The sequence below is a fragment of the Xanthomonas sp. NCPPB 1826 genome (genome assembly GCF_056725285.1).
In genome coordinates, this window is the sequence record NZ_CM161521.1 from 1058370 (window position 1) to 1084619 (window position 26250).

The 26250-nt window shown below is 66.3% G+C and carries 20 protein-coding genes; 10 read left to right on the top strand and 10 right to left on the bottom strand.

What is annotated here, in order from left to right:
- Positions 1-54: 54 nt before the first annotated feature.
- The 3 genes from AC1PLA_RS04490 to AC1PLA_RS04500 all read left to right on the top strand — a co-directional run bounded on the left by AC1PLA_RS04490 (position 55) and on the right by AC1PLA_RS04500 (position 5435).
- The gene (locus tag AC1PLA_RS04490) at positions 55-1998 is read left to right on the top strand and encodes an esterase/lipase family protein (protein ID WP_230673699.1); all 1944 of its coding nucleotides are present in this window, start codon (positions 55-57) and stop codon (positions 1996-1998) included.
- 318 nt (positions 1999-2316) lie between these two features.
- Positions 2317-3519, top strand: a complete 1203-nt coding sequence (locus AC1PLA_RS04495) for an OmpA family protein (RefSeq protein ID WP_016904953.1) — start codon at positions 2317-2319, stop codon at positions 3517-3519.
- A 593-nt stretch (positions 3520-4112) separates the two neighbouring features.
- A complete protein-coding gene (locus AC1PLA_RS04500) occupies positions 4113-5435 on the top strand; it encodes a histidine-type phosphatase (protein ID WP_374151343.1) in 1323 nt (440 codons plus the stop codon).
- 871 nt (positions 5436-6306) lie between these two features.
- Here AC1PLA_RS04500 and metK read toward each other — a convergent pair.
- Positions 6307-7518, bottom strand: a complete 1212-nt coding sequence (gene metK / locus AC1PLA_RS04505) for a methionine adenosyltransferase (protein WP_349780348.1) — start codon at positions 7516-7518, stop codon at positions 6307-6309.
- Positions 7519-7964: 446 nt separating this feature from the next.
- Here metK and AC1PLA_RS04510 point away from each other — a divergent pair, with 446 nt between their 5' ends.
- The gene (locus AC1PLA_RS04510) at positions 7965-8771 is read left to right on the top strand and encodes a UDP-2,3-diacylglucosamine diphosphatase (RefSeq protein ID WP_039524069.1); all 807 of its coding nucleotides are present in this window, start codon (positions 7965-7967) and stop codon (positions 8769-8771) included.
- A gap of 233 nt (positions 8772-9004) precedes the next feature.
- A complete protein-coding gene (locus AC1PLA_RS04515) occupies positions 9005-10093 on the top strand; it encodes a metal-dependent hydrolase (RefSeq protein ID WP_349780349.1) in 1089 nt (362 codons plus the stop codon).
- Between the two features lie 59 nt (positions 10094-10152).
- On the opposite strand, the gene AC1PLA_RS04520 is transcribed toward AC1PLA_RS04515, so the two are convergent.
- From AC1PLA_RS04520 to AC1PLA_RS04535, 4 genes are all read right to left on the bottom strand, one after another.
- A complete protein-coding gene (locus AC1PLA_RS04520; protein ID WP_047125989.1) occupies positions 10153-10980 on the bottom strand; it encodes a methyltransferase domain-containing protein in 828 nt (275 codons plus the stop codon).
- 28 nt (positions 10981-11008) lie between these two features.
- Entirely contained in the window at positions 11009-12007 is a 999-nt protein-coding gene (gene dusB, locus AC1PLA_RS04525; protein ID WP_102254778.1) for a tRNA dihydrouridine synthase DusB, read from the bottom strand.
- 422 nt (positions 12008-12429) lie between these two features.
- Positions 12430-13386 (bottom strand): ribokinase, encoded by a 957-nt coding sequence (locus tag AC1PLA_RS04530; RefSeq protein WP_016903834.1) that lies wholly within the window; start codon positions 13384-13386, stop codon positions 12430-12432.
- A 78-nt stretch (positions 13387-13464) separates the two neighbouring features.
- Entirely contained in the window at positions 13465-14763 is a 1299-nt protein-coding gene (locus AC1PLA_RS04535; RefSeq protein WP_016903833.1) for a NupC/NupG family nucleoside CNT transporter, read from the bottom strand.
- Positions 14764-16111: 1348 nt separating this feature from the next.
- Between AC1PLA_RS04535 and AC1PLA_RS04540 the strand changes: the two genes are divergently transcribed.
- From AC1PLA_RS04540 to AC1PLA_RS04560, 5 genes are all read left to right on the top strand, one after another.
- Positions 16112-17080 (top strand): potassium channel beta subunit family protein, encoded by a 969-nt coding sequence (locus AC1PLA_RS04540; RefSeq protein ID WP_104624410.1) that lies wholly within the window; start codon positions 16112-16114, stop codon positions 17078-17080.
- Between the two features lie 332 nt (positions 17081-17412).
- The gene (hemP, locus tag AC1PLA_RS04545) at positions 17413-17652 is read left to right on the top strand and encodes a hemin uptake protein HemP (protein ID WP_024938306.1); all 240 of its coding nucleotides are present in this window, start codon (positions 17413-17415) and stop codon (positions 17650-17652) included.
- A gap of 155 nt (positions 17653-17807) precedes the next feature.
- Positions 17808-20039, top strand: coding sequence for a TonB-dependent hemoglobin/transferrin/lactoferrin family receptor (locus AC1PLA_RS04550; protein ID WP_481105675.1), 2232 nt, complete (start codon positions 17808-17810; stop codon positions 20037-20039).
- 5 nt (positions 20040-20044) lie between these two features.
- On the top strand, positions 20045-20677 hold the full coding sequence (locus tag AC1PLA_RS04555; RefSeq protein WP_481105676.1) for a Hemin transport protein: 633 nt from the start codon (positions 20045-20047) through the stop codon (positions 20675-20677).
- A gap of 27 nt (positions 20678-20704) precedes the next feature.
- On the top strand, positions 20705-21628 hold the full coding sequence (locus AC1PLA_RS04560) for a DUF6607 family protein (RefSeq protein WP_481105677.1): 924 nt from the start codon (positions 20705-20707) through the stop codon (positions 21626-21628).
- A gap of 127 nt (positions 21629-21755) precedes the next feature.
- Here AC1PLA_RS04560 and AC1PLA_RS04565 read toward each other — a convergent pair whose 3' ends face one another.
- From AC1PLA_RS04565 to AC1PLA_RS04585, 5 genes are all read right to left on the bottom strand, one after another.
- Complete coding sequence (locus AC1PLA_RS04565) at positions 21756-22109, bottom strand: DMT family protein (RefSeq protein ID WP_024938302.1); 354 nt, start codon at positions 22107-22109, stop codon at positions 21756-21758.
- A gap of 185 nt (positions 22110-22294) precedes the next feature.
- Complete coding sequence (locus tag AC1PLA_RS04570; RefSeq protein ID WP_481105678.1) at positions 22295-23179, bottom strand: ABC transporter permease; 885 nt, start codon at positions 23177-23179, stop codon at positions 22295-22297.
- The gene (locus AC1PLA_RS04575) at positions 23176-24015 is read right to left on the bottom strand and encodes an ABC transporter ATP-binding protein (RefSeq protein ID WP_065032036.1); all 840 of its coding nucleotides are present in this window, start codon (positions 24013-24015) and stop codon (positions 23176-23178) included. Before AC1PLA_RS04575 ends, AC1PLA_RS04570 begins: the two co-directional genes overlap by 4 nt.
- Before the next feature lie 3 nt (positions 24016-24018).
- Complete coding sequence (locus AC1PLA_RS04580; RefSeq protein ID WP_481105679.1) at positions 24019-25065, bottom strand: ABC transporter substrate-binding protein; 1047 nt, start codon at positions 25063-25065, stop codon at positions 24019-24021.
- A gap of 85 nt (positions 25066-25150) precedes the next feature.
- Positions 25151-26068 carry a TauD/TfdA dioxygenase family protein gene (locus tag AC1PLA_RS04585; RefSeq protein ID WP_102254771.1) on the bottom strand — a complete coding sequence of 306 codons (918 nt, stop codon included), beginning with the start codon at positions 26066-26068 and terminating at the stop codon, positions 25151-25153.
- Positions 26069-26250 lie beyond the last annotated feature (182 nt).

Here is a 26250-nt window from a genome sequence, read left to right on the forward strand (position 1 = left end):
ACCTCTGCAGTGCTGGCGGGTGTACTGGCGAGCCTGTGGCTGAGTGGCTGCGCCATGGTCACGGTGCAATCGCACAGCAGCGGCGACTTCATCGCGCGCACGCGTGGCGATGTGCTCAGCACTGGCGCGTTGAGCCAGGCCAGCGGCGAGACGGTGCAGGTGGCCGGTCTGCAACCCAAGGCCTGCCGCAGCGACCCGCTGCCCTGCCTGCAGCAACTCGCCACCGTCGCAGGCATCGGCGATGAACGCCGGCTGGCAACGCAGGCCGAGCTATGGACCGCGCATGCGGTTGCGCTGGGCGGGCGCGACCCGACAACCATGAGCGATGCCGCAGTCGACGCCTGGCTGGAGGCCGCGCGGCACGCATACGCGTATCTGTTTTTCACCGATCGGGCGCCCAGTGCGCGTGCGTTCGAAAATCGCCAGACGCAGGTGCGCGACTACTACAACTACGCCGTGCAGCAGGTGATCGAACGCCTGTTCGCACGCGCGCAGCAGACCGGCCAGAGCGAGCGCGAACCGACCAGCATAGGCCGCTGGCAGGTCGGTATCGATATGTCAGCGTATCGGTTGCCGGGCGGCGGCAACACGCCGCGCGCGATCTTCGCCGCCTCGGCATTGCGCTTCGATGGGCTGCGCAGCACATATCGACGCGACGGCTTCGGCGCCGAACTGGTGGCCGAGGTGGACCCACAGGTGGTCGGCGACCCTGCCGGACTGGCCTTGCAACAATCTGCCGCCGCTGTCGCGACACCGGAGCGTCCGCTGCCCACCTTCAGCGAGATGCCGTATGCACCGGCAACGCTGCTGCTGCGCTTCGAGGGCGATACGCTGGATGCGGTGCTGCGCGGTCGTGCCGTCACCGTGGTGCCTTACGATCCGTATCGCCAGAACGAAGTGGTACTGCATGGCCAGCGCGTGCCGCTGGCGGCCAACTTCACTGCCGCGTATGGCCTGTGGTTGGCCAGGTCCGGGTTTGCCGCGCAGTCCCTGCGGTCGATGCTGGGCAGCGCGCGCGGCATCGACCGCCCGCACCTGTATCTGATGCAGCCCTACGACCCGGACCGACGCGTGCTGTTGATGCTGCATGGCCTTGCCAGCAGCCCGGAAGCCTGGGTCAATGTCGCCAACGAAGTGATGGGCGATGAAGCGCTGCGCCAGCGCTACCAGATCTGGCAGGTGTACTACCCCACCAATGCGCCGGTAGCGGTCAACCGCGCCGAAATCCAGGCTCTGGTGGAGCGCAGCCTGCAGCACTTCGATCCATCCGGCACGGCGATCGCATCGCACGACATGGTGTTGATCGGCCACAGCATGGGCGGGGTGATCGGGCGCCTGCTGGTGTCTTCGTCGGGCGAGCGCCTGTGGAATTCCCTGCTGGAAAACTACCGGCTGGACGGCGAGCGCGGCGCACGCGTGCGCGCGAAGTTGTCGCCGTTGCTGCATTTTTCGCCAATGCCGCAGGTCGACCGCGCCATCTTCATCGCCGCGCCGCACCGCGGCACGCCCCTGGCCGAAGGTGGGCTCGGGCGCTTCGTCGGCCGCCTGGTGCGTTTGCCGATCGCCTTGCTGGATCGCTTCGGCGATGTGTTTCAGGATCTGGCCAGCAGCGAGCGGCGCGCGCAGGGCGACGACCCGCGACGCAAGCGGCGCCTGCTGCCGCCGACCAGCATCGACAACCTGCGCGATACCGACCCGTTCGTACGCGCCAGCATGGACCTGCCGATCTCCCCGCAGGTGCATTACCACACCATTGTCGGACGCGAAAAACCGCAGGTGCCGCTGGCCGATTCCGACGATGGCCTGGTGCCGTATCGCAGCGCGCATCTGGACGGTGCCGAGTCCGAGCTGGTGGTGACCTCCTGGCACAGCGTGCAGGAAACCCCGCAGGCGATTCTGGAAATCCGCCGCATCCTGCACGAGCAGCTGCAAGCCGAAGCGGCAGACACAAACCAGGCGCAGGCCGCGCGTCCGGCTGGGGCGCCGGCGACGTTCTGAGTGCGCTGCACCATCAGTGGAAGGCGTGGCTGCTAGTCACGCACCGCGGGGTGTGGAGTTTGCCGCTGCCAATGCGCGCCATTTTCCAGTTCCCGGCGTTGCGATTGCTCACGACTGGGCCGGCCAACCTGGGCAACGCGCGGTCATCCGGTGGGTGCGACGACGCGCAGGAGCCGGAGTACACGAGCATGCCGATCCCGGCACCGACCGCACTGCCTGACGGTCGCGCAGTCGTCGCGTCGGCCGCGTTTAGCGCGTTGTTTACCTGGCCCGTGCTATCAGGCGGTTCTCGAACACGCTCGAACCAGGGAAGACGCAATGCGCAAGACGCTGTCGGCAGTGATCTGGGTGCCCTTGCTGCTGGCCGGTTGCGGCCGCGGCGAAGGTCAACGCGAGCCAGCCGACCCTGCGGGCGCCACGCCCCCGGCAGCGCAGACCGCAGCGCCTCCGTCCGCATCGCCACCGGTCGCCGATGAAGCGGTGCCCGAGTTCCCGGCCATCCCGTCGATCGTGGTGCCGGAGATTGCCGGCGTGACCCCGGCGCAGCGCGCACTGGAGGCCTCGCTGCAGGACATTCTCGACCCGATCGAAGGCGTCAGCGTGACGCCGGCACGCTGCGGCGATGGCGGCAGCCTGATCAACGACGCCGGCATCACCAGTGTCGATGCCAACGGCAATCTGCTGCGCAACGGCGACGGCGGGCTGTTCGACCTCAAGGCCGATGGCAGCGGTACCGCCAACTTCGACGGCGGCCTGATCCGCGTCAATGCCGACGGCAGCGGCACCATCAATGCCAGCGGCGCCGGTGGCGACGACGCGATCGTCCAGGTCCAGGCCAGCGGTGCCGGTACCTACAACGGCCCGGCCGGCCTGATCAGTCTGGATGGCAAGGGGGCAGGCACCTGGAACAGCGACAAGAGCGGCTTGGTCGACAACCACGGCGATGGCAGCGGTACCTGGAACGGCCCGCGCGGTCTGATCACCATCAACGCCGACGGCTCGGGAACCTGGAACGGCCCGGACGGGCTGGTGCAGAACCGCGGCAATGGCACCGGCACCGTCGGTACCCCGCCGCGCGAAGTGCGCATGCCGCCGCTGCCGAAGGTGCCGCCGGCCGGGCGCTTCCCGCTGCTGCAGAAGTTCGCACTTCCCGGCGCACCGTGCGGCTATCTGATCACCTTGAACGAGCGCATCCTGTTCGACTTCGACAAGGCCGAGATTCGCCCCGACGCCGCGCGCGTGCTCGACGTGCTGGCGGCCGCACTCGGCAAGGTCAGCGCCAAGGACATGGAGGTTCGGGGGCATACCGATGCCAAGGGCAGCGATGCCTATAACCAGGCGCTGTCCGAGCGCCGCGCCGAGGCGGTGCTGGCCGCATTACGCACCCGCGGTGCCGCGCAGTCGGCCGGCGCAAAAGGCTATGGCGAATCGCAACCGGTGGCACCCAATACGCTGGATGGACAGGACAACCCCGGCGGGCGACAACTCAACCGACGCGTGGAAATCTTCCTGCGCACCTGAGTGCGGGCCGATCTGCACGCATACAGTCGCATGCAGGCGCAGGAGCACGACGGTCCCAGATAGCTGGCGCGCTGCGCAGGCGTGTGTCGATGGATGGATGCCGGTCCACCTCATGTCAGCGCGGCGCGGCCTCGCGCAGTGCGTCCTGATGGTCGGTGCGCGGGGGATCTACTCAAAGCGGCGCACCATGCGGTGAGTTGCGGGTGTACAAGGCTGATGCCGAGCTTCGAGCGGCCAACACACCGACTGCGCCGCCGTCAGGTGAGGCGCTGCCGGTGCTCGGAAGCGGTATGGACCTATTCGTACATTTCGATTCTGAGCGCACCCTCCGCACCCACCTGACGACCGCCAGCTTTCTTGTGTTGTCCGCTCTTGGCACCGCAACCGTGCGACTGCTTAGGAGCATTCATCGCTGCGTGGCAGCTTCCCGGACATGTTGGATAAGTTCCGCCAGGTGTCGTCTGCCTTGCACATTGGCCCGGTAAATTCCGCGATGAACAACCGGATGACCGACAGGTATGGGTTTCAGGCAAGCGAAGAAAACGGGGCAGGGTGGTGAACAGACGCCCGCAGGCGATGACGGCAGCGACGCGATGGGGATCGCGTCGTTGCCGTCGTGCAGGATCGTCGCGCCGTTGCACGCAGGCGTCAGGCCACGTTCGACGACAGCGCTTCGTCCACGATGGCGGATGCCGGTACTCGCACTCGGCGCGCTGCTGCTGATCGGCTGCACGCCGCGTCCGCCCGGGCCGCCCGCAATCGCGCAGACCGCGCAACTGAAACGCGTGGTGGCTGTCTTCCGGCACGGCGTGCGCGCACCGCTGCAGGGCGAAGCCGCCGCAGCGCACTATGCCGACGCGCCCTGGCCGCAATGGTCCACACCGGCCAGCCTGCTGACGCCGCACGGGCGCATCGGCGTGCAGTTGAGCGGTGACTATCTGCGTCAATGGCTGGCGCAGCAGGGCGTGTTGCCGCTTAGCGGCTGCCCGGCAGCAGGCAGCGTGTCGGTCTGGGCCAATACCGATCAGCGCACCATCGACAGCGGCGCCTTGCTGGCCGAGGCGCTGGCACCAGGCTGCGGGATCGTCGCCGGACATCGCCAGGCCGGCAGCAACGATCCGTTGTTCCGCCCGATCGAAGCCGGCGCGGTGCCGTTCGATGGCACGGCGGCGGTTGCGGCGATCGAAAAGCAAACCGGTGGCCCCGCCGCATTACTGCGAGGGCACGCAGCCGAGTTGCAGGCAATGCAGCAGATCCTGGGTTGTACGCGCACGCCCTGCGACTTTGCGCAGATGCCGTCCACGCTGGCACCGTCGGCCAACGGGCGCGGCCTGGCCCTGGGTGGGCCGATCGATCTGACCTCCGGCACCGGCGAGGTGTTGCTGCTGCAATACGCCGAAGGCCTGCCGCTGTCGCAGGTCGGCTGGGGCCGCGCCACACCCGAGCGGCTGACGCAGGTCTCGCGCCTGCATGCCTTGTTGTTCGACATCTACGCACGTCCGCATTACATGGCTTCACGTTCGGGCGCACCGCTGGCGCGTGAAGTGCTGCAGCGCTTCGGCGATGTGCAGGCGCCAAAGGTCTCGGTCTTCGTTGGCAGCGACACGCATATCGCCGCGTTGAGCAGTTTGCTGGGCGTGCACTTTCATCTCCCCGGCTACGGCGCCGACGATCCGCCGCCGGGTGGCGCATTGCTGCTGGAGCTATGGCGCGAACCGAATGGGCAGCAGGTGGTGCGTGCGAAGTATCTTGCGCAATCGCTGGATCAACTGCGGACGCTGGCGCCATTGGATCTGGCGCACCCGCCGTTGCAGCAGGAACTGGCCTTGGGTCTATGCACGGGCGAGCAACGGATGGCGTGTCCGTTGAAGGCATTCGCTCAGGCGTTGGAGCAACAGTTGCAACGTGAGCCTTGAACGCAATGCCGGGGCTGCGATGTGCAGGCACCTTCAGCTCATCGAAGCATCCGCATGGAGAGGGTAGATGTCGTGCGCAAGATTGATCGGAGTACGGAGTTGGTCGGCAGCGCGGCGCCGCATCCGGTGTCGGGACACGCCGTAAATCCATCCCTGGAGGCTCGGTGGCGGCATCCATGCCGCCACACGGTCCCGCCCCCGGACGCGACACCACGCTCCCAGCATTGCCACTGCTGATCGGCAAGCAATGTTTTCAAGCAGACGTGGCGCTTGCGGATTGGGCCGGCCAGGTCGTCGAGATCACCTCAACACTTGGTCTTTGAGTAGTGGAGAAGGAAACACGATCCAAACCACGATCACTTAACCAGCCGCCGCTTTTCTATCAGCCGCCGACAATGATCGCTGGTACGCGTGCAAGCGCCCGCAGTAGACCGAAGCAGTCGCATGAAAACGCCAGATGTCGTGCGCAAGATCGATCGGTGTGCGGAGTCGGTCGGCAGCGCGGCGCCGCATCCGGTGTCGGGACACGCCGTAAATCCGCCCCTGGAGGCCCGGTGGCGGCGTCCATGCCGCCACACGGCCCCGCGCTCCCAGTATTGCCACTGCTGATCGGCAGACACTACGCGTGCAAGCGCCTTCAATGGCCGAAGCCCTCAGTAACAAAGCATCAGTGACCGGAGCATTCGCACAACCCCACTAGACGTCCAACACGGAGATTCGTCAGCAGGCGGTGGCCGCATCAAAAAACCGGACACGCAGTGAATCTATCCGTGGAACTCCATTGGAAACATCCATTCCGCCAAAACGCACATGGGCCGCATCAGCGGCCCATGTGCAATTCACTATATTCGCTCCCGCAGGAGCAGCTGGCTTACTTCAGCTTGGCGTCGGCGCGCAGGGCGTCGGCGCGGTCGGTCTTTTCCCACGAGAACGCGGTGGCGCTGTGCTGCGCACCGGTTGCGTCGGTGTAGGAGAAGTCCTTCGGCTTGCGGCCGAAGTGACCGTAGGACGCGGTCTGCTGATACATCGGGTGGATCAGGTCGAGCATCTGGATGATGCCGAACGGACGCAGGTCGAAGTGCTTGCGGATCAGCTTTTCGATCTGCTCGTCGGCGATCTTGCCGGTGCCGAAGGTGGTGACCGAAATCGAGGTCGGCTCGGCCACGCCGATGGCGTAGGAGACCTGCACTTCGCAACGGTCGGCCAGGCCGGCAGCCACCACGTTCTTGGCCACATAGCGCGCCGCGTAGGCTGCCGAGCGATCGACCTTGGACGGATCCTTGCCGGAAAACGCACCGCCACCGTGACGCGCCCAGCCGCCGTAGGTGTCGACGATGATCTTGCGGCCGGTCAGGCCGCAATCGCCCACCGGCCCGCCGATCACGAACTTGCCGGTCGGGTTGATGTGGAACTTGGTGCCCTTGTGCAGCCACTTGGCCGGCAGCACCGGCTTGAGGATTTCCTCGCGCACGGCCTCGACCAGATCCTTCTGCTTGATGCCCGGATCGTGCTGGGTCGACAGCACCACCGCGTCGATCGCGGTCGCAACGCCGTCTTCGTAGCGCAGGGTGACCTGCGACTTGGCGTCCGGACGCAGCCAGGACAGCGCTGAGTTCTTCTTCTTGCGGATCTTGGCCTGCTGCTCGACCAGGCGGTGCGACAGATGGATCGCGGCCGGCATGTGGCTGTCGGTCTCGTTGGTCGCGTAGCCAAACATCAGGCCCTGGTCGCCGGCGCCCTGCTGTTCCGGGTTCTTGCGATCCACGCCCTGGTTGATGTCCGGCGACTGCTTGCCGATCAGGTTGAGCACGCCACAGGTCTCGCCGTCGAAGCCGACGTCGGAGCTGTTGTAGCCGATGTCCAGAATGACCTTGCGGGTCAGCGCTTCCAGGTCGATCCAGGCACTGGTGGTCACTTCGCCGGCAACGATCGCCACGCCCGTCTTGACCATCGTCTCGCATGCCACGCGGGCGCGCTTGTCCTGGGCCAGGATGGCATCCAGCACTGCGTCGGAGATCTGGTCGGCGATCTTGTCCGGATGGCCTTCGGAGACCGATTCGGAGGTGAACAGGTAGCTGGACATCAGGCTTATATCCCTTGATTCGGATGAAAAGATGGGTGCGGATGATACACCGTCCGACAACCCTGTGCATTGTGCGCCTGAACAGCCCGCTGTGGCGTTAAACCCGTGTCGTGGCGGGGGTTTGCACGGTCATCCGGGTGTCGTCAGCTTGCCATGCAATGGTCGTACTGACCGGTCAGCATGCGCGCGTGCCTGGCGGCATGGCTGCGTGCAGCCACGCCGCTGGAGAGGAATGCGCGATGTCGCTGGACAGTGTGCCGGTGCGAGGGCGCATGGCTGCCATGGCGACCACGAGCCGGGATGCGGGTGCCCGATTGCAGCGCTCCGCCGCGGCTTGCTGCGCGCGCATCTGCGTCAGCGCGCTGCCGACGCCTGCGGGCGGCGCACGCAACCTGCCTGCGCAGCGCCCGATCGCGGCGCCGAGATTTTGCCCTGGAGATGTCCGCATGCACGTGTCCACATTGCACCCTCCCGTCCGCGCCCTGTTCCTGTCCGACCTGCACCTGGGCTCGCGGCACTGCCATGCCGCCGAGATCGCCGCGTTCCTCGGCCGCCAGCGTTGCCAGACCCTGTATCTGGTCGGCGACATCATCGACCTGTGGTGGATGTCGCAGCGGCGCGCGGTCTGGGATGCGGCGCATCAGCAGGTGATCGCCGCCCTGCATGCGCAGGCCAGGCGCGGTACCGAGATCATCTACGTGCCCGGCAACCACGACCGTGCCATCCGCCGCTTCTGCGGCCTGGTGATGCCGGCCATGCAGGTGCGCCGACGCAGCGTCCACACCTTGCTGGACGGCCGCCGGCTGCTGGTCACCCATGGCGACGACTACGATGCGCAAACCCATTTCGGCGGCTTGCAGGAACGATTCGGCGACTGGCTCTACTACCGCATCCTCACCGGCAATCAGCTGACCAATCGTCTGCGGCGGCGCCTGGGCATGCGCTACTGGTCGCTGGCCGAGTTTCTCAAGCGCCGCAGCGGCGCGGCCGAGCGCTATATCGGCCGCTTCGTGGCGGCCGGCCTGGCCGATGTGGTGCGCCGCGATCTGGACGGCATCGTCTGCGGGCATATCCATCGCGCCGCACTGCGCATGCAGGCCGGCCATCTCTACGCCAACACCGGCGACTGGGTGGAGAGCCTGACGGCGCTGCGCGAGACGCAGTCCGGCGCACTGCAACTGGTCAACCATCATGGCGACGTGCTGGCCGAACTGGCGCCGCAACCTCATGCCGCGCAGCAGCGCGCGGCGTGAGGTTGGTCAGGCGCAGCAGCTGCCGGCAGACCGCAGCTGCCGGTATGTGCCATCGGATGTGCGCGGCGTGCAGCGTTCGCTGTCCTGGCGCAAGGACTGCGGACGGCGGCTGCAGCGTCGTTTTCGACCGCGAGCCGCAGCGCAATGTGAGCACCGCGGCTGCTGGCTGACTGCCGGCCGGCCAGAACGCACGTGATGGCACTGGACGATGCCCGTCCTGCTAGCATCGGCCGATGGATTCATTGACCCAGATCGTTCTTGGTGGCGCCGTCGCTGCCGCCATCGCACCGGCCGGACAGCGCCGTGCCGCCCTGTTGGCCGGCGCCGCACTGGGCACCTTGCCCGATCTCGATGCGCTGGTATTGCTGCCGCTGACCGACGATCCGGTCACGCTGATGACGGTGCATCGCAGCGCCAGCCATTCGTTGTTCGTGCAGCCGTTGCTGGGCTGGCTGATCTGGTGGCTGTTTCGCCGTTACGGCAACGGGCGCGTGGCCACTGCGCCCAAGCGCTGGTTCTGGGCGATCCAGTTGGCGTTGATCACGCATCCGCTGCTGGATGCCTTCACCGTCTACGGGACCCAGCTGTGGTGGCCGCTGCAGCCGCATCCGGCAATGTGGTCGAGCGTCTTCATCATCGACCCGGCCTACACGCTATGGCTGTTGCTGGCTTGCGCGGTGGCATGGTTTGCGCGCGCGCGACCGGTCGCGCAGCACGCGATGGTGATCGGGCTGGCGCTCAGCTCCGCCTACCTGGGCTGGTCGTTGCTGGCCAAGCACCTGGTCGACCAGGAAGCGGACCGTGCACTGGCCGCGCTCGGCTTGAAGGATGCGCCGCGCTTCTCGGTGCCGATGCCGCTCAACACCTTGCTGTGGCGCGTGGTGGCGATGACGCCCAACGGCTATGTGATCGGCGAACGCTCGCTGGTGGCCGACAAGGGGCCGATGCAGTTTCGCGGCTATTCCAGCAACACCCAGGCCCTGGGCGAGGTGGCCGGTTTCGACGCGGTGCGCCGGTTGACCTGGTTCAATCGCGGTTTCATGCGCGCACGCCTGGTCGATGACGAGCTGATGCTCAGCGATCTGCGCATGGGTCTGGAGCCGGACTACAACTTCAACTTCGTGGTGGCCCATCGCCAAGACGGGCAATGGCAACCGATTACGCCGCGGCAGATCCAGGCCGCCTACCGCGCGCCGGTGGCGCGCGATCAAATCGGTGAGGTACTGGCACAGATGTGGCGCCGTATCTGGCACGAGCCCACCGGCACGGTGCTGACCGGCGATCTGGAACACGCCGCCACGCCTGCGCCGGCCGCTCGGTAGGTTCGCTCAGTCGGTTCGCCCAGCAATACGCACGCAGCAAGTCCGGGCAGCCGGCCGGCTCAATACACTGTCGCGCGCGCCTGCACGAACGAGTAGAAGAACACCGCGTTCGGGTCGCTGTGCACCTGCGCCAGTTCGCGGCGCATGCCGTCCACGGTGTCTGCGTTCACCGCACCGGCCTCGAGCAACTGGTCGGCCGCCGACAGCAGCACTTCTTCCCAGAACCCGATCATGGTCTTGCGCCGGCCTGGCTCGCGGTTGTCCAGATGCAGCGTCTTGATCTCGGTGTGCACATCGCGAAAGCCGCCGGCCAGCAGCAGGTTGCCCAGCTTGGCGCCGACGAACGGGTCGCCGCCCTGGTCGTGCTGGAAATCGTTGAAGGCCATCCAGTAGCGCCACAGGTTGGGCGAATACGGATGCAGCAGGAACGAAGCGTTCATCACCTCGGTGACGTACACCGGCGAGCCCGGCAGCAGCACCCGCCGCACCTCGTTGAGCACGCGCGCAGGCGAGGGCACATGCTCGAGCACCCAGCACAGGAACGCCGCATCGAACTGACGCGCCTCGAACGGCAGATCGCTGGCATCGGCCTGTTGCAGCGTGTAGCGCTCGCGGCACCATGCCAGCCGTTCCAGATTGGCGCGTGCCGCGCCCAACTGCGCCTCGCTCAGATCCACGCTGGTGACGTGCAGGTCGGGAAAGCGGCGCAGCAGGATTTCGGTCTGCGCGCCCACGCCGCTGCCCACTTCCAGCAGCCGGCGTGCGCCGCTGTAGTCGATCTGGTTGAACAGCGTGGCTTCCAGCAGGCGCGCCTGTTTGAGCAGGCGTGCCTGTTCGGTGGACGAAAACCCATGCAGATAGGTCGGGGTGTCGCTCGGTGCGGTCATGACTGCAGCTCCAACAACGCAGGAAAACTCAGGCGGCAACCGACATCGCTGGCGGCACACCGGCGATCAAGGCGTCGAAATACGCGCGGGTCAGTTCCAGCTGCGCTTCCGGCGTTTCGGCGCGATTGACCACCGCACGGAAGTCGGCGCTCTGCGGGTGATCCTTGGCGTACCAGCCCAGATGCTTGCGCGCGATGCGCACGCCCTGCGGCTGCCCGTAGAACGCATGCAGCGCTTCCAGATGGCCGAGCAGGGTGTCGCGCACGAATGCCAACGACGGCGGCGGCAACAGCTCGCCGGTGGACAGATAATGCGCCACCTCGCCGAAGATCCACGGGCGCCCCTGCGCGGCACGCCCGATCATCACCGCATCCACGCCGGTCTCGCGCAGCACCTGCGCTGCCTTCTGCGGCGAGTCGATATCGCCGTTGGCGATCACCGGAATCTGCAGCGCCGCCTTGATCTGCGCAATCGTGGCGTACTCGGCAGTGCCGGTGTAATGCTGGTCGCGGGTGCGCCCGTGCACGGCGAGCGCGGCGATCCCGCAGTCCTGCGCGATGCGCGCAATGGTCGGGCCGTTGCGGTGATCGCAGTCCCATCCGGTGCGGATCTTCAGGGTCACCGGCACATCCACCGCCTGCACCACCGCGCTGAGGATGCGTGCCACCAGGTCCTCGTCGCGCATCAGCGCCGAGCCGGCCCAGGCATTGCAGACCTTCTTGGCCGGGCAGCCCATGTTGATGTCGATCAGCTGCGCACCGTGGTCGACGTTGTAGCGCGCCGCCTCGGCCAGTTGCTGCGGCTCGGTGCCGGCAATCTGCACGCTGACCGGATCCGGCTCGCCGGCATGATCCATGCGGTGCAGCGATTTGCGCGTGCCCCAGAAGCGTGGATCGGAGATGGTCATCTCCGACACCGCCAGCCCGGCGCCCAGCCGTTTGCACAGCAGCCGGAACGGCTTGTCGGTGACGCCGGCCATCGGGGCCAGGATCACTTTCGGGTCGATGGAGTAGGGGCCGATCTGCATGGTGGCATTGTAGCTGGGTGGGGATTCGGGAATCGGGAATCGGGAATCGGGAGAGCAGTTCCGGCCTTCGGTCTTGTGCGGTTGCTGTGCGGGTCGCGTGGCTAGTAGAGCGAGGGCAGCGGCGAGATTGCTGGCTGACCGTACCCTCACCCCAACTCCTCTCCCGTCGGGAGAAGGTGGCGTCAGCGCCGGATGAGGGTACGGGTGCCCGACGCGGCATCACGCCAGGTACCGCCGCCCAGATTGCTATCCGATGGAGACGATCGAAGCTCCGACGCAGCGGGCCTGGCGGCGTCCGTCGATGGACAGGCCTCGACATGCCGTTCGTGGATCGAAGCAGTCCCATGGGATGCCGACGCCTTGAACGCAAAAGGCGACCGCATCGCTGCGGTCGCCTTCGTTGTTTGCTTGAAGCGTGCGGATCACACGGCCGGTTCGGGCACCATGCGCGGCATCGAGGTGGCGGCGCCTTCCACTTCGGTGGAGCGCGCGGCGTAGCGGGTGGCAAAACGCACGTGGGTGATGAAGCTGGCAGTCGGCGCCTGCGCCAGCGAGGCCACCAGCGCGCCGTTGAACGCGTCGCCGGCGCCGGTGGTGTCCACCGTCTGCGCGCTTTCCGCGCCCACGCGGTAATGCGCGGCCGTGTCGCCGCGCAGCTGTTCTTCCGCATGCGAGATGAAGGCGCCCACCGATCCCAGTGTCACCACCACGGTACCGCCCGGCAGCAGCTTGCGGCACAGCGAATGCAGCGTGTTGCCGTCCAGCGCCGCCACATCGTCGGCATTGATGCGTTCGCCGACGTGCCGGCCGAGCAGGGCCGCAAATTCGGTTTCGTTGGGCGTCAGCACGTCCGACAGCTTGAGCAGGCCGATCGAGGTCGGCGCGTTGGCCGGTGCGGCGTTGAGCACGGTCAGCACGCCGCATTCGCGTGCCAGCGCCAGCGCCGACTCGATGGTCTCCGCCGGCGATTCCAGCTGCGCCAGCAACACGCCGGACGAGGCCACCAGCGCGCGCTGGTTGTCCACAAACGCTGCGCTCAGCACCGAGTTGGCACCGGCGCCGATCACGATGGTGTTGCGGCCGTGCGCGTCGACATAGATACCGCCGGTGCCGGTCGGCTCATTGCTGGGCTCGGCGATCAACGCAAAGCCGTCGTGCGCAGCCAGCGAGCGCGCTAGCGCGCCGCCGGCATCGTCGCCCAGCGCGCACAGAAAGTGCGTCCTGGCGCCGGCACGTGCGGCCGCGACCGCCTGGTTGAAGCCCTTGCCACCCGGGCCGGTGCTGTAGCGACCGGCGATGGTGGCACCTGGCGCAGGCAGGACATCACAGCGCCACACGTGATCGACATTGAAGGACCCGACAACGACGACCGAACTCATAAATACCCTTGACTTGAATGACTGAATGAAACGTGGCGTGCGGCGATTAGACCGTCACGCCGATGAACCCGCGCCGCCTCAACCGAAATGCGATAGCACGCCGGCAATGGTAGCGGTCATGAACGTGGCGATCGAACCGCCCAGCACTGCGCGCAGGCCGAACTTGGCCAGATCGTGACGGCGTTCCGGTGCCAGCCCGCCGATGCCACCGATCTGGATCGCAATCGAGCTGAAGTTGGCAAAGCCGCACAGCGCATACGTGGCAATCAGCCGACCTTCCGCGCTCAGGCCAACGCCGGGCACTTCGCCCTTCACGATACGCGACAGCTCGCTGTAGGCGACGAACTCGTTGATCACCACCTTCTGCCCGATCAGAGAACCCACCGTGGTCGCGTCAACCCACGGGGTGCCGATCACCCAGGCGATCGGCGCCAGCACGTAGCCGAAGATCGTCGACAGGTTGGTCGGCCGGCCCAGCAGTGCGGCGGCGCCGGTGATCTCGCCCAGCCAGGTCAGCGGTGCGTTGATCAAGGCGATCAGCGCAATGAAGGCCAGCAGCATCGCGCCGATGTTCAGCGCCAGGCGCAAGCCGTCGCCGGCACCGGCCGCCGCCGCATCGATGACGTTGCTGGTGGTCTTTTCCACTTCCATCTTGACCGTGCCGCGGGTCAGCGGGGTGCCGGTTTCCGGCACCAGCAGCTTGGCCACCACCAGGGTGGCGGGCGCGGCCATGATGCTGGCAGCGAGCAGATGCTTGGCATAGAACGCCTGCTGCGCGGGGTCGCTGCCACCGAGCATGCCGACATAGGCGGCCAGCACGCCGCCGGCGATATGCGCCATGCCGCCGATCATCATCGTCAGCAGCTCGGACTGGGTCATCTTGGGGATGTACGGACGCACCGTCAGCGGCGCTTCGGTCTGGCCGATGAACACGCTGGCACACACGCTGGTGGTTTCCGCACCGGACACGCGCATCACCTTGGTGATTGCCCACGCCATCGCGCGGACCACCACCTGCATCACGCCCAGGTGGTAGAGCACGCCCATCAGCGCCGAGAAGAAGATGATGGTGGGCAGCACCTGGAACGCAAAGATGAAGCCGTAGCTGTCGATGTTCATCAGGTTGCCGAAAATGAAGGTGGACCCCTCATTGACGAAGCTCAGCACCTTGACGAAGCCCTTGCCCAGCGAATCGAACACATCGCGTCCGCCCGGCACCAGCAATACCAGTGCGGCGAACGAAATCTGCAGCGCCAGACCGGTGGCGACCAGCCTCCAGTCGATCGCGCGGCGGTTGCTCGAAAACAGCCAGGTGATGCCGATGAGCACCGCCAGACCGAACAGGCCGAAACCGATCCTTCCCAAACCTTCGACCATTCCAATCCCCGGGGCTGCTGACGGCAAAACGAGAAGCCTAGAGCAGGGGGTGACCGTGGGCAAGGCGAGCAGCATTCAGGGCCCGCCCGTTGGCCCGCAGGCAAGCCAGGGCGGGCGCGGGCAGTTGCCTGCGCGCGGGCGGGCGAGCCGCGCTTGCGCAAGGTCATGGGGCGGGGGCGTCGATCCGCTGCCCGTGCGTCGCTCGCAAAGACCGCACCCCGAAGCACGGTCACCCGACCGGATGCCGCTTTTCCTTTCAGCCGTCGACGAAAACCGGTGCTGCCTGCGCGCGTACCGGCATGGAACCTGGAGCGGCATGGATGCCGCGCCAAGCGCCTACACGGACGTACTTCGGCGTGTCCCACGCTGGTATGCGCGCAAGCGCCCGCAGCAGACCGAAGCATTCGCGTGGAACTCTAGATGTCGTGCACAGGATTGATCGGTGTGCGGAGCCGGTCGGTAGCGCGGCGCCGCATCCAGTGTCGGGACACGCCGTGAATCCGTCCCTGGAGGCTCGGTGGCGGCATCCATGCCGCCACACGGTCCCGCCCCCGGACGCGACACCACGCTTCCAACATTGCTATCGCTGATCGGCAAGCAATGCTTCAATCAGGTGTTGATGCCTGCGGACTTCGTGGCCGATGTAATCGGTAAGCCATCCATCAGCTGTCACGCCGCCAGGAATGGACGCTCGGAAGAACGTGTTGCTCATCTGGCTGTTCGCACTTCTTTCCGGAACCGATAGCAACTGGTGGTGCTTGTGCGGGTGCCGGCGTGGGACCTTGAGCGGCATGGATGCCGCGCCAGAGCCTACATGGACGTACTTGCGGCGTGTCCCACGCCGGTACGCGTGCAAGCGCCCGCAGCAGACCGAAGCATTCGCATCAAACTAGCAGACCACGTACGTGAGCTGGTCGGCAGCGCGGCGCCGCATCCGGTGTCAGGACACGCCGTGAATCCGTCCCTGGAGGCTCGGTGGCGGCATCCATGCCGCCACACGGTCCCGCCTCCGGACGCGACACCACGCTCCCAATATTGCTATCGCTGATCGGCAAGCAATGCGTCAAGCACGTGTCGATGCCTGTGGACTTCGTGGCCGACGTAATCGGTAAGCCATCCATCAGCTGTCATGCCGCCAGGAATGGACGCCCGGAAGAACGTGCGGCTCATCTGGCTGTTCGCATTTTCTTTCCGGAACCGATAGCAACCGGTTGTACTTGTGCGCGTGCCGGCATGGGACCTTGAGCGGCATCGATGCCGCGCAACCCTGTCGCCCCGGCAGCACCACGTCCTACACTGCGCACGCCGATCCGGGGCAGGGCGCCGCGGAGGTTGCTGGAGTCTGCCAATGCAATACCGTCGTCTGGGGTCCACCGGGCTGCAGCTGTCGGCCCTGTCGTTCGGGGCCTGGGTCACCTTCGGCAAGCAGATCGGGCGTAGCGAAGCGCGCAACCTGATTGCCGCCGCCTGGGACAACGGCATCAATTTCTTCGACAACGCCGAGGTCTACGCACGCGGCCGCGCCGAAGAGGTGATGGGCGATGTGATCGCCGACCTGCGCCTGCCGCGCGATGGTTACTGCGTGTCGAGCAAGGTGTTCTTCGGCGCGGTGGACAGCCCGCGCCCGACCCAGCGCGGACTCTCGCGCAAGCATGTCATCGACGCCTGCCATGCCGCGCTCAAGCGCCTGCGCGTGGACTATCTGGACCTGTACTTCTGCCACCGGCCCGATCCGGACACGCCGATCCGCGAAACCGTGCGCAGCATGGATGCCCTGATCCGCCAAGGCAAAGTGTTGTACTGGGGCACCTCCGAGTGGAGCGCCGAGCAGTTGCGCGAGGCCATCAGCATCGCCGAGCAGGAACACCTGCACGCTCCGGCGATGGAGCAACCGCAGTACAACCTGCTGCACCGCGACCGGCTGGAGCGCGAATACGCGCCGCTGTGCGAGGGCGGGCTGGGCACCACGATCTGGTCGCCGCTGGCCTCGGGCCTGCTGACCGGTAAGTACAACGCCGGCGTGGACGCGGACAGCCGCCTCGGCCAGCCGGGCAATCAGTGGCTGCAGGACGAAGTGCTGGGCGCACCGGAAGCGCGCCGCCTGGAACGTGCCCGCGCGTTCTGTGCGTTGGCCGCCGAGCTGGGCCAGTCGCCCGCACGCCTGGCCATCGCCTGGTGCCTGCGCAACCCGCACGTGTCCACGGTGATCCTGGGGGCCAGCCGGGTCGCGCAGCTGGAAGAAAATCTCGGCGCGCTGGAGACCTTGACCCAGGTCGATGCCGACGGTTGGGCACGGGTGGAGGCGGCGACGCACTGAGGGGTGCCTCATGCGGTGGGCGCAAGTGCGGGACGGTTGGCTGCGACGCTTTTTGTCGGGCGCTTCAAAGCAAGCGAGAAGCCGCATCTGACCGATCGTGCACGTCAGCCAACCTCTGCGGCGCAAGGTGCGTCATGCCAGTCGCGCTTTCGCTTGCCAGTGCGTGCCTTCCACCTGCGATGTAATCAGCAAGGCCAACGATCACCGTGCGTAAAAACCGCTGGTGGAACCCGTGGCTAGATCTTTTCAATAGGCACGGTGAATCGAAATCGTTTAACCCATGCAAAGGTCGTGTCGAGAAGATGAGAATGGCTCTTGATCATTAAATGAGAATGGTTATTATTTGTTTGGCCAACCGACTGGAGATCCAGATCATGACCGCTCATCCCGTGCTGCTCCGCTCCGAACCGGTCAACCTGCGCGACCGCGCTGCGCCGCGCGCCGTCCCTGCAGAAGACCTCATCAGCAGCGAGGCGCTGCTCAAAGGCCGTCGCGAAGTGCTGATCCAGCATGGCGACCGCGTCTATCGCTTGCGCCATACCAGCAACGACAAGCTCATCCTGACCAAGTAAGTTCCACCCTCCGATTCCGCGCATTGGCGCAGGGATCGGGTTGCCTGCCGCGGGCGTTGCCGCCGCCGTCCGCGCACCCCACGCTCTCCCCCGGCGGCCGGTCGCGGCCTAGTCTGCAGCACACGCTGCCGGGAACTTCCCTTCAAAGGTTCCCGATGATTCGCCTGCATCCGCTGGTGGTCGCGCTGTCGCTTGCGCTGCCCGCTCTTCCGTTGAGTGCCCACGCTGCCGACCTCGCCGCCAGTGGTGATGCCGCGCGTGAGGTTCACGACTTCGACCGCTTGCAGGTGACCGCCACGCGCACCCAGCGTGCCCTGGTCGATGTGCCGAGCACGGTGGATGTGATCGATCGCGAACAACTGGACAACCAACTGGTGCGCGAGCTCAAGGATCTGTTCCGCTACACGCCCGGCGTGTCGGTGACCAGCACCAGCGGCCGCTTCACCGGCGCCAACGGCATCCGCATCCGCGGGCTGGACGGCAACCGCGTGGCGATCCTGGTCGACAACGTCCCGGTGTCGGACACCTTCAGCTTCGGCAGCTACCTCAACGCCAACCGCAACTTCGTCGATCTGGAAACGCTCAAGCGCGTCGAAGTGGTGCGCGGGCCGGCCAGCTCCCTGTACGGCTCCGACGCGCTGGGCGGTGTGGTGGCTTTCGTCACCAAGGATCCATCCGATTACCTGAGTGCCGACAAGCACAGCTATGTCGGCCTGAAGTTCGGCTACGAAGGCGACTGGAACGGCCTGTTCGCCGGTGCCACCGGCGCGTTCGGCGGCGAGCGCTGGAGCGGCATGGTGGCGGTCAGCCATCGCCAGGGCCAGGAAGCACAGAACCAGGGCGACAACCGCAGCCGCGATTTCACCCGTACTGCGGCCAACCCGCAGCGTATCGATGGCCGCAGCGTGCTGGCCAAGCTGGTGTACGCGCCCAGCGCGCAGCAGCGTTTCAAGCTCACCGTGGAAGGCAACGAAGACTACGGCAGCATCGAGGCGTTGACCGGCATCGACCCGCGTGTGACCACGCCATCGCAGCGCATCCTGTCGCAGGACGGACGCGACCATCAGACCCGCGCGCGCGTCTCGCTGCGCCACGAACTGGATGCACTGGATTGGGCGCTGGCCGACGATCTGCAGTGGCAGCTGTATCGCCAGGACAGCGAAAGCCTGCAGCGCACCGACGAACTGCGCGGCAACAATACCCGCCGTCATAACGAACACAACTTCGATCAGCGCGTGTACGGCCTGCTGGTCAACGCACACAAAGCCATCGACACCGGCACGCTCAGCCACGACATCACCTATGGCCTGGACGGCACCTGGACCGACACCCGCGCCAAGCGCGATGGCTACTCGGTCAATCTGGCCAATGGCGCAATCACCAACCGCGTCGGTCAGGACGTGTTCCCGTTGCGCGATTTTCCCAAGAGCGAGACCACCAAGCTCGGGCTGTATGCGCAGGACGAGATCCACCTGTTCGATGGAAAGCTGTCGCTGACGCCGGGCGTGCGCGTGGATTATTTCCGGCTGTCGCCGCGGGTGGACGACATCTTCCGCGAAGACAATCCCGGCGTTGCCGCCGAGACCATCGACGAGACCCAGGTGTCTCCCAAGTTCGGTGCGGTGTGGCGGTTTTCGGATGCCTGGTCGGCGTATGCCAATTACGCGCACGGCTTCCGCGCGCCGCCATACAACGACGTCAATATCGGCTTCACCAATCTGCAGGCGCGCTACACCGCCATCGCCAATCCAGACCTGAAATCGGAGGCTAGCCGCGGTGGCGAACTGGGGCTGCGTTTCAACGATGCAGTCGGCTATCTGGGTGTCAGCGTGTACTACACCGACTATCGCAACTTCATCGAATCGTATGCGCCGGCCGGCTTCAATGCCGAAGGGCTGATGCTGTTCCAGTCGCGCAACGTGGACGATGTGGTGATCAAGGGCGCCGAAGCGCGCGGCGGAATCGATCTGGGTGCACTGGCCGGCTGGCAGGGTTGGTCGCTCAACAGCGCCGTGGCGTATGCGGAAGGCGACAATCTCACCGACGACACTCCGCTCAACTCGGTCGACCCGCTGCGCGGCACGCTCGGCGTGGCCTTCGACAGCGATGCCTGGGGGGCGGAACTGATCGGCACCTTCGTCGCGCGCAAGCGTCGCCCGCAGCTGGACAGCTACTACACCCCGGCCGGCTACGCCACGCTGGACCTGTTGGGGCATTGGGAGTTCGCACCCGGTGCCAAGGTCACTGCCGGCATCTTCAATCTCGCCGACCGCCGCTATGTGGACTGGAATGCGCTGCCCAACGGTACGCTGGCCAGCAGCACGGTGATCGATCGCTTCACCGGCGCCGGGCGCACCGCCTCGGTCAGCCTGGCGGTGAGCTGGTAGCGGCCATGCCCATCGCCCGCCCGCTGCCGTCGTTGCCGCATGCACGTGCCACCCGCGCCGCGCTGCCGCGTCCGCAGCAGTTGGCGGCGTTGGGCACGGTGCTGTGCCTGTACCGGCCCGCATTGGGCAACGAACTGGATGGCTGGCAGCACGCGGTGGATGCGGCGGCGTGCCGGCAGGTCGACAGCGATGGCGTGCGCGAGAGCATCTGGTTTTTCGATGCCGAGGGACAGTGCTGCTGGCGCATCTGCCTGCTGCCTGACAGCGATTTCCTGATCTGGGATCGCCTGGTCTCGCGGCTGCCGCCGTTGCCGATGGAAACCCATGAGCTGGGCGTCGGCGAGCGGCTGTGGCGTCGTCTGGCCGGGCGCATGCGTGGGGAGGCGTGGCGCTTGAGCGCGCTGCGCCTGCAGGCCGCCGCCACCCGCGAGCAGCCGTTTGTCGCCAGCCTGGCGACCGTGTCGGCGCTGGGTGCGGAGGTTGCCGCACGCCTGGCGCGCGAAGAGGGCATCGACGGCCGCGTGGCGGTGGACGATTGCTGCTGCGCGCGCGCTGCCGCCTTGCGCACGGCCTCCGCCACATCCAATAACAACAACCCATCCGACATGACGACGTCGCTGGTGCGCCTGCGCTGCTGACGTCTCCAACCACTCCCGAGAGTTCCGATGAGCCGAACGTTTTCCCGTTGTATCGCACTGACGCTGAGCCTGTTGCCGTTGATTGCCGCCGCCGACGCTCAGCGCGATCGGCAGAGCATCCTGGCGATGCAGGGCGAATACGCGGTGGACTTTGCCTTCGACGAGACGGTGTTGCTCAAGCCTGGTTACGAGCGTGCATCGGCCATGCGCAGCGGCGCCAGCGAAGTGGTGATCGTGGTGGAGGATTCACCGCGCAAGCTCGTGCTGCAGCATCTGCTGGTCGACGAAAAAAGCAAGCATGTGACCAAGCATTGGCGGCAGGACTGGATCTACGAGGCGCCGCAGCGTTTCGAATTCAGCGCCGATCAGACCTGGACGGTGCACGCGCTGCCGCCGGCAGTCACCACCGGAGCCTGGACCCAGTGCGTCTACGAGGTCAGCGACGCGCCACGCTATTGCGGCACCGGTCGCTGGGACTATGCCGACGGCCATCCCACCTGGACCAGCGACCTGAGCTGGCGCCCGTTGCCGCGCCGCGAGTACACCAAGCGCAGCGACTACAACGCGCTCGCGGTGATCAATCGCCACACGCTCACGCCCAACGGCTGGACCCACGAACAGTTCAACACCAAGGTGCTGCGCAAGCCCGACGGCAGCCAGGAAGCGATCGCGCGCGAGTTCGGTTTCAACGATTACCGCAAGACCACCGAGGTCGATTTCGCCCCGGCCTATGCGTACTGGAAGGGCACCCAGGGCTACTGGGCCAAGGTGCGCACGCGCTGGGCAAGGTTCCTCGATACGCCATCCGGCCTGCATCTGAAGACCAAGCCGGACGGCATGGCGATGATCATGCCGATGTTCCAGCAGGCCGAGGCGGTGCAGAACGGCAAGCGGGTCAAGGACGCGCAGTTGGACGCGGTATTCGCGCAGTGGGTCGAACCGGCGAACTAGCCATCCCGATGCCGTAGGAGCGCACCCGGGCGCGACGTGGCATTCCCGATAAGGCCCATCGCGCCGCGGGACGCTTCTGCGAGGTCGCGCCCTGGTGCGCTCCTACGAGCGAGACTGCGGTTGGCCGTTATTCCTTGAACATCAAGAATGCCGCGACCAGGATCAAGCCGAATGCGGCCCAGTGATTCCACTTCAACGACTGGCCCAGGTAGAAGGTCGAGAAGCCGGCGAACACCAGCAGCGTGATCACTTCCTGCATGCCCTTGAGCTGCGGCGCCGAGTACACCGCGCTGCCCAGGCGGTTGCCCGGTACCTGCAGGCAGTATTCGAAGAACGCGATGCCCCAGCTGACCAGGATCGCGATCATCAGCGGCGTGCTCTTGTACTTCAGATGCCCGTACCAGGCAAAGGTCATGAACACGTTGCTGGCGATCAGCAACAGCACCGGATACAGATAGGCAGTGAAGGGGGCGGTAGGCATGACGGCAGACGGCAGGTAAGGGGCCGGCAGCATAAGCCAGCCCCGTTAAGCGCACGCGACCGTGCCGATGAGCCCGGCACGCGGGCTCAGGCCGTTGGTGGCCGGCGCAACACGTTCATCTGCAGCGTGGCCAGGCAAAACGCCTGGCCACGCATCGCTGCGCCCGTGGCTCCCGCGGTCACGCCTTAGCGCTGCATGCCCCAGCGGCGCACGGTCAGCCGCTCGATCGCCTGGAACACCACGCCCTCCACCAGCAGGCCCAGCACGATCACCATCGCCAGGCCGGCGAACACCCGGTCGGTATACAGCTCGTTGCGGTTCTGGAAGATGTACCAGCCCAGGCCGCCCTGGCCGGAGGTGGCGCCGAACACCAGCTCGGCGGCGATCAGGGTGCGCCAGGCGAAGGCCCAGCCGATCTTCAGTCCGGACAGGATCGCCGGCAGCGCGGCGGGAATCAGCAGCTGCGCCACGTAGCGTGGCCCACGCAGTCCGTAATTGCGCCCGGCCATGCGTAGGGTCTCCGGCACCGCCTGGAAACCGGCGTAGGTGGTCAGCGCCAGCGGCCACAGCACCGAATGCACCAGCACGAACACCAGGCTGCCGGTGCCCAGGCCGAACCACAGCAAGGCCAGCGGCAGCAGCGCGATCGCTGGCAGCGGATTGAACATGGCGGTCAGCGTGCCGAGCACGTCGCGGCCCCAGCGCGTGGAAGCGGCCAGCGCGGTCAGCACGAAGGCCAGCACCACGCCGAGCGCATAGCCCTGCGCCAGCACGCGTAGCGAAGCGCCCACGCGGCGCAGCAACTCGCCGGACAGCAGCCCGTCGTAGAACGCGCGTGCGGTCTGCAGCGTGCTGGGCAGCATTAGATCGTCGCCGACCACGCGTGCGGCGATCTCCCACACCGCGACCAGCACCACCAGCACCAGCGCCTTGCGCAGCCAAGGCGGTGCCTGCCAGCGCGTTGGCGCGGCGGCTGCAACCAATGCCGGGTCCAGCGGCTGCAGGGCGACTTCGTACTCGGCCCGCACCGGCGGAAGCGGCGGCAGCGCGGTGGCGGTACTGCGGCTCATGGCAGCGCCTCGCGTTGGCGTTCGGCCGGGCGACGCAGCGGCGCCACCTTGGCGTCATCCAGGGCATCGTCGGGCAGGTCGAACAGTAGCCGATGAATGCGCTGTGCGGTCTGCTGGAACGCCACGCTGCCGGCGCTGTGCGGGCCGAACGCATGCGCGTTGAGCTCGGCGCGCACCTGGCCCGGATGCGGCGACAACAGCAGCACGCGATTGCCGACCACCAGCGCTTCCTCGATCGAATGGGTGACGAACAACAAGGTGAAGCGCGATTGCTCCCACAGCTCCAGCACCTGCTCCTGCATGCGCGAACGCGTCAGCGCATCGAGTGCGGCGAACGGCTCGTCCATCAGCAACACGCGTGGGCGCATCGCCAATGCGCGCGCAATCGCCACGCGTTGCTTCATGCCGCCGGACAATGTGTGCGGGTAGGCCTGGGCAAACGCGCTCAGCCCGACCTGCGCCAGGCTGTCGTCGGCACGTTCGCGCGCTTCGGCGCGCGACAGCTTGCGGGCTGCGCGCAGGCCGAACACCACGTTCTCGCGCACGGTCTTCCAGGGCGCCAGCTGATCGAATTCCTGGAACACCACCACCCGGTCCGGCCCCGGCCCGGTGACCGCGTTGCCATCCAGACGGATCTGCCCCTCGCGTGGGGTGACGAAGCCGGCCACCGCCTTGAGCAGGGTGGATTTGCCGCAACCCGAAGGCCCCAGCAGCACGAAGCGGTCGGCTTCATGCACATCGAAACGCACGCGATGGGTGGCGCGCACCACGCGTTGCGCCGAGGCGTATTCCAAGCTGACGTGATCGACCTGCAGCAAGGGTGTGGACGGACTCATCGCTCAGCTCCCGCCCGCAATCAGCGGATCGTCGAAGAAGTAGTCGCTCAGCTTGCGCGGGGTCTGCTTGATCGCGCCGCTGTGCTGCATGAACTTGCCCAGCCCCAGCGTGTTCTGCGGCACCACGGTGAACTGCACTTTCGGGTCCTTGAGGATCTGCAGCACCAGCGCGCGATCGATGCTCGAGCCATTGCGACGCAGGAAGATATCGGCCGCCTGCTCCGGATGCGCGGTGACGAAGCGTGCGGCCTGATCCAGCGCCGCGACGAAGGCGCGATAGGTTTTGGGATTGTTGCGGCGGAATTTCTCGGTGGCATACAGCACGGTGGCCGAGGAGGGGCCACCTTCGATCTCGTAGGAGCTGGTTACGATGTGCGCGGCCGGGTTGCGCGCCAGTTCCTGCTCCTGGAATGGCGGGCTGGCGAAATGCGCGGTGATCTCGGTGCGGCCACGGATGATCGCGGCGGCCGCGTCCGGGTGCGGCAAGGCGACCTGCAGCGGATCCAGCTGGTGGGTGCCCTTGTCGCCCCAGCGTTGCTGGGAGGCGTGCTGCAGGAAACGCGACTGCACCGACACGCCGGTGGCCGGCACCGCGATGCGGTCCTGCGGGGTGAAATCGCCGATGCTCTTGATGCGCGGATTGTTGCTGATCAGGTAGTACGGGAAGTTGCCCAGCGACGCCACGCCGCGCACGTTCTGGCGGCCATGCGTGCGGTCCCAGATGGTGAACAACGGCCCGACACCGGCACCGGCGATATCGATCGAACCGGTCAGCAAGGCATCGTTGACGGCGGCGCCACCGGACAACTGCAGGAACTGCACGTCAATATCCACGCCGGCGGCCTTGCCCTGCTGCTCGATCAGCTTCTGATCCTGTGCCACGTCCAGCAACAGATAGACGATGCCGAACTGTTTGGCGATGCGCAGCTTTCCTTCAGCCTGCGCATGCGCGCTATGCAGCAACGGCAATGCGGCCAGGAGCAGCAGCGCGACACGTCGGGAAAAACGTCGGCGCTGCGGACGTGCGTGAGAGGTGACGGTCAAACGCATGCGGCGCTCCAGTCGAGGGGGGAGGAAGAAGGCGCATTTCCCAGCGTATTACGTGTTGCGAAACGCGCGCGAGGTAGCACCTTGGCTAGAACGGGGCATCGCCTTCGATGGTGGTGCGGTTGAGCCGGCGACGCAGATGATCGGGCGTGCCGGCGGCCAGATGCATGACCGAGCGGTTGTCCCAGAACACCATGTCGTGCGGCTGCCAGCGATGCCGATACACCAGCGCATCGCGGGTGCTGTGATCAAACAAGGCCTGCAGCAGTGCAGCACTTTCGTCGTCGGGCAAGCCGACGATGCGGGTGGTGAAATGCTCGCTGACAAACAGCGCTTTCTGGCCGGTTTCCGGATGGGTGCGCACGATTGGATGCTGCACCGGCTTCACTTCGGCGATCTGCTCCGGCGTCAGCGCCGGGCGCCACGGATTGCGCGCACGCAGTTCTTCGTACTTGGCCAGATAGCTGTGCTCGGCACGCAGGTCCTGCACCGCGTGCTTGAGCGCGTCGGGCAGGGTCTGCCAGGCCAGGTGCTGGTTGGCGAACAAGGTGTCGCCGCCTTCGCTGGGCAGTTCCTGCGCATGCAACAGCGAGCCCAGGCTGGGGGTGTCCTTGTACGACAGATCCGAGTGCCAGTAGTGGCCGGCATCGCCCAGGCCGATCGGCTCGCCGTTCTCCTTGATGTTGGACACCACCAGCACTTCCGGATGTCCGCGCAACTGGAAGTTGCGCAGCACATGAATCTGCAACGGGCCGAAGCGACGGCTGAAAGCGACCTGCTGCGCCGGCGTGATGCGTTGCTCGCGGAACACCAGCACGTGGTAGTCCAGATGCGCCTGATGGATGCGCGCGAAGGTGTCTGCATCCAGTGGCTGTGACAGATCCAGGCCGATCACTTCGGCGCCCAGCGGGGCGTCGAACGGCACGATCCGGACGCTGGAAGAGTGCTGTGGGGAAACCGCATCGCGCGGCGGCTGCGCACGCGCAGCGGAAGTGACGCTGGCCATGACGGTGGCACCTCGACGGCAACGGATGGCCGCCTGGGCCGGCGGCCGGACACACCACTGTAGGCAGTCCGGTCGCCGCTGCGAACGTACGATTGGCAAGGTGCTTATGCGCTGCCGGTATATGCAGCAGTGTGACGGAACGCGGACGGGCGACGCCTGCGCGCCGCCCGTCCGCGGGTTCA

Excerpts from the sequence above, each read along its gene's own strand:
- AC1PLA_RS04490 (WP_230673699.1), top strand. The coding sequence starts at position 55 with ATGGTCACGGTGCAATCGCACAGCAGCGGCGACTTCATCGCGCGCACG.
- AC1PLA_RS04570 (WP_481105678.1), bottom strand. The coding sequence starts at position 23,179 with ATGAGCCGCAGTACCGCCACCGCGCTGCCGCCGCTTCCGCCGGTGCGG.
- hemP (WP_024938306.1), top strand. The coding sequence starts at position 17,413 with ATGGTTATTATTTGTTTGGCCAACCGACTGGAGATCCAGATCATGACC.
- AC1PLA_RS04550 (WP_481105675.1), top strand. The coding sequence starts at position 17,808 with ATGATTCGCCTGCATCCGCTGGTGGTCGCGCTGTCGCTTGCGCTGCCC.
- AC1PLA_RS04520 (WP_047125989.1), bottom strand. The coding sequence starts at position 10,980 with ATGACCGCACCGAGCGACACCCCGACCTATCTGCATGGGTTTTCGTCC.
- dusB (WP_102254778.1), bottom strand. The coding sequence starts at position 12,007 with ATGCAGATCGGCCCCTACTCCATCGACCCGAAAGTGATCCTGGCCCCG.
- metK (WP_349780348.1), bottom strand. The coding sequence starts at position 7,518 with ATGTCCAGCTACCTGTTCACCTCCGAATCGGTCTCCGAAGGCCATCCG.
- AC1PLA_RS04540 (WP_104624410.1), top strand. The coding sequence starts at position 16,112 with ATGCAATACCGTCGTCTGGGGTCCACCGGGCTGCAGCTGTCGGCCCTG.
- AC1PLA_RS04500 (WP_374151343.1), top strand. The coding sequence starts at position 4,113 with ATGGGGATCGCGTCGTTGCCGTCGTGCAGGATCGTCGCGCCGTTGCAC.
- AC1PLA_RS04510 (WP_039524069.1), top strand. The coding sequence starts at position 7,965 with ATGCACGTGTCCACATTGCACCCTCCCGTCCGCGCCCTGTTCCTGTCC.
- AC1PLA_RS04530 (WP_016903834.1), bottom strand. The coding sequence starts at position 13,386 with ATGAGTTCGGTCGTCGTTGTCGGGTCCTTCAATGTCGATCACGTGTGG.
- AC1PLA_RS04585 (WP_102254771.1), bottom strand. The coding sequence starts at position 26,068 with ATGGCCAGCGTCACTTCCGCTGCGCGTGCGCAGCCGCCGCGCGATGCG.
- AC1PLA_RS04495 (WP_016904953.1), top strand. The coding sequence starts at position 2,317 with ATGCGCAAGACGCTGTCGGCAGTGATCTGGGTGCCCTTGCTGCTGGCC.
- AC1PLA_RS04580 (WP_481105679.1), bottom strand. The coding sequence starts at position 25,065 with ATGCGTTTGACCGTCACCTCTCACGCACGTCCGCAGCGCCGACGTTTT.
- AC1PLA_RS04515 (WP_349780349.1), top strand. The coding sequence starts at position 9,005 with ATGGATTCATTGACCCAGATCGTTCTTGGTGGCGCCGTCGCTGCCGCC.
- AC1PLA_RS04535 (WP_016903833.1), bottom strand. The coding sequence starts at position 14,763 with ATGGTCGAAGGTTTGGGAAGGATCGGTTTCGGCCTGTTCGGTCTGGCG.
- AC1PLA_RS04560 (WP_481105677.1), top strand. The coding sequence starts at position 20,705 with ATGAGCCGAACGTTTTCCCGTTGTATCGCACTGACGCTGAGCCTGTTG.
- AC1PLA_RS04565 (WP_024938302.1), bottom strand. The coding sequence starts at position 22,109 with ATGCCTACCGCCCCCTTCACTGCCTATCTGTATCCGGTGCTGTTGCTG.
- AC1PLA_RS04555 (WP_481105676.1), top strand. The coding sequence starts at position 20,045 with ATGCCCATCGCCCGCCCGCTGCCGTCGTTGCCGCATGCACGTGCCACC.
- AC1PLA_RS04575 (WP_065032036.1), bottom strand. The coding sequence starts at position 24,015 with ATGAGTCCGTCCACACCCTTGCTGCAGGTCGATCACGTCAGCTTGGAA.